The following is a 3,462-nucleotide window of genomic DNA, read 5'->3' as shown; positions in this document are numbered from 1 at the left end:
GGGTCTTCCCGGACAGCACCCACGGCAGCACGCCGGGGGCCGCCACCGGCTCCTCGACGGGGGCCGGCTCCTCGGCCGGGGCCTGTTCGAGGATGACGTGCGCGTTGGTGCCGCTGAAGCCGAAGGAGGAGACACCGGCCCGGCGGGTCGTTCCGCCCTGCGGCCAGGGTGTGGCCTCGGTGACCAGGGAGACTGCGCCCTCCGACCAGTCCACGTGCGGGGTCGGTTCGGTGATGTGCAGCGACTCGGGCACGACACCGTGCCGCATGGCGAGCACCATCTTCATCACACCCGCGGCACCGGCGGCCGCCTGGGCGTGCCCGATGTTGGACTTGACGGAGCCCAGCAGCACCGGCCGGTCGGCGGGGCGCTCCTGGCCGTAGGTGGCCAGCAGCGCCTGCGCCTCGATCGGGTCGCCCAGCGTCGTCCCCGTGCCGTGCGCCTCGATGACGTCGACGTCGGCGGCGGTGAGCCGGGCGTTGGCGAGGGCCTGGCGGATGACCCGCTGCTGCGACGGCCCGTTCGGCGCCGTCAGACCGTTGCTCGCACCGTCCTGGTTGATCGCGCTGCCGCGGACGACGGCCAGCACCGGGTGGCCGTTCTTCCGCGCGTCGGACAGCCGCTCCACGAGCAGCATGCCGATGCCCTCGGCGGGGCTGAAGCCGTCGGCGTCCGCGGAGAACGCCTTGCTGCGGCCGTCGGAGGACAGGCCGCGCTGTCGGCTGAATTCGATGAAGGTGCCGGGGGTGGCCATCACGGTCGCACCGCCGGCCAGGGCGAGTTCGCACTCCCCGGTGCGCAGGGCCTGGACGGCCAGGTGCAGGGCGACCAGCGACGCCGAGCAGGCCGTGTCGACGGTGACCGCCGGGCCCTCCAGCCCGAAGACGTAGCTGAGCCGGCCGGAGACGACGCTGGCGGCGCTGCCGGTGGCCAGGTGGCCCTCGTAGCCGTCGGTGGCGTTCCGCATGAGGATGGAGTAGTCGGAGCCGTTGGTCCCGACGAAGACGCCGGACTGGCTGCCCCGGAGCGTGGCCGGGTCGATGCCCGCCCGCTCGAATGCCTCCCAGGACGTCTCCAGCAGCAGCCGCTGCTGCGGGTCCATCGCCATCGCCTCGCGCGGCGAGATCCCGAAGAAGGTGGGGTCGAACTCGGCGACGCCGGTGAGGAAGCCGCCCTCACGGGTGTAACTGGTGCCCTGCGAGTCCGGGTCCGGGTTGTAGAGGGATTCCACGTCCCAGCCGCGGTCGGCCGGGAACTCCGACAGCGCGTCGCCGCCGGAGGTCAGCAGCTGCCACAGCTCCTCGGGGGTGCGCACCCCGCCGGGGAAGCGGCAGCTCATCGCGACGATCGCGATCGGTTCGTCGTCGGCCAGGGATGCCGCGGTGGGCAGCGGGGCCGCGAGCGCCGGCCGTCCGCCGGACAGCTCGGCGCGCAGGTGCTTGGCCAGGGCCTTCGGGGTCGGGTAGTCGAAGATCAGGGACGGAGGCAGCTTGAGTCCGCTGGCCGCACCGAGCCGGTTGCGCAGCTCGACCGCGGTGAGCGAGTCGAAGCCCAGCTCCTTGAAGGCGCGTGCGGAGTCGACGGCCTCGGCGTCCGCGTAGCCCAGCACCGTCGCCACGGCGCCGCGCACCAGTTCCAGCAGCAGCCGCTCCTGCTCGGCCTCGGGGAGTCCGCCGAGCTTCTGCGCGAGCGCGGTGCCGTCGGCGTCCTCCGTCTCGGCGTCGCCCCGCATGTCCTCGATGACGTCCCGTGCCTCGGGCAGGTCGTGGAGCAGCGGCCGGGACCGCCCGGAGGTGAAGGCGAGGACGAAGCGCTTCCACTCCATGTCGACGACGGTCAGCACCGACTCGTCCCGGTCCAGAGCGTGCTGGAGCGCGGTCACGGCCTTCTCCGGTGCCATCTCGATGACCCCGTGGCGGCGCATGCGGTCGCCGACGCCGCCCTCGGCCATGCCGCCCTCGCCCCACGGGCCCCACGCCAGCGACGTGGCGGGCAGTCCGGCATCGCGGCGCCACTCGGCGAAGGCGTCGAGGAAGGCGTTGCCCGGTGCGTAGTTGCCCTGGCCGGGTGCGCCGAAGGTGGCGGCGAAGGAGGAGAAGAGCACGAACGCGGAGAGGTCCAGGTCCCGGGTGAGCTCGTGCAGGTGGAGCGTGGCGTCGACCTTGACCTTCAGGACCCGGTCGACCTGCTCGGGCGTCAGTCCTTCTATCACACCGTCGTCCAGTACGGCGGCGGTGTGCACGACGGCGGTGAGCGGCCTGTCGGCCGGGACGGCGGCGAGGAGCGCCTCGACGGCCTTGCGATCGGCCACGTCACAGGCGGCGACGGTGACCTCCGCGCCGAGCGCGGTCAGTTCCTCGCGCAGCTCGGCCGCGCCCGGCGCGTCCGGACCACGACGACTGGTCAGCACCAGGTGCTCGGCACCGTTGCGAGCCAGCCAACGCGCCACCTGCGCACCCAACGCACCCGTACCCCCGGTCACCAGCGTCGTCCCGGACGGACGCCACTCCCGCACGGTGGGCGTCTCGGCGAGAGGGGCCCTGACCAGGCGTCGTACGAACAGTCCGGTGGACCGGATCGCTGCCTGGTCCTCGTCCTCGGTTCCCGCGAGGACCGTGACCAGCCGGGCCAGTGCCCGGTCGTCGGCGGTCTGCGGCAGGTCGACCAGGCCGCCCCACCGCTCGCCGTGTTCCAGGGCGGCCACCCGGCCCAGGCCCCAGACCAGGGCCTGTTGCGGCGATTCCAGCCGGTCCGAGCGGCCGGTGGAGACGGCGCCCCGGGTGGCGAACCACAGCGGCGCGGTGATCTCCGCGTCGCCCAGCGCCTGGATCAGCGCCAGTTGAGCGGCGGCCCCGGCGGGGACGGAGCTGTGCTCGGGGTGCGGCCGGTCGTCGAGTGCCAGCAGCGACAGCACGCCGTGAAGCGTCGCGTCCTCGTCGGCGTCGGCCTGCCGCAGCAGCTCGGCGAGGGCGGTCCGGCCGTCCGTGTCGGTGTCCATGACGAGTGTTCGTACGGCGGCGCCGCGCTCGACGAGGATGCGGGCCGCGCCCTGCGCCCACTCCCCCTCCGCCACGTGCTGCGGGACGATCAGCAGCCAGGTGCCGGACAGGCGTGCCGACTGGCCTTCGGTCAGCGGCTTCCAGGTCACGCGGTAGCGCCAGCCGTCGACCGCGGAACGCTCGCGCGCCTGCTTGCGCCAGGTCGACAGGGCGGGCAGCAGTGCGCTGACCCGCTCGTCGCCGTCGACCGCCAGCTCGGCCGCCAGGGCCTGCCAGTCCTCTCGTTCGACGGCTTCCCAGAAGCGGGTCTCGACGGGGTCCGCGGTCGCGGCGGCGGGCACGGCGGGGGCGCCGGCCTCCAGCCAGTAGTGCTGGTGCTGGAAGGCGTAGGTGGGCAGGTCGGTCCTGCGGGCACCCGTGCCCTCGAACACCGCCCCCCAGTCCACCTCGACACCCCGGGCCC

Annotated in this window: 1 protein-coding gene; it reads right to left on the bottom strand. The window is 73.7% G+C overall.

Going from position 1 to position 3,462, the window contains the following annotated elements:
- Positions 1-3,462, bottom strand: a 3,462-nt coding sequence (locus tag ACFC79_RS38115; protein WP_376249849.1) for an SDR family NAD(P)-dependent oxidoreductase, incomplete at both ends; no start/stop codon positions are given.

This window comes from Streptomyces sp. NPDC056061, assembly GCF_042266885.1.
Classification (GTDB): domain Bacteria; phylum Actinomycetota; class Actinomycetes; order Streptomycetales; family Streptomycetaceae; genus Streptomyces.
The sequence above is the reverse complement of the archived record's forward strand: the minus strand, read 5'-3'. Positions and strand labels throughout refer to the sequence as shown.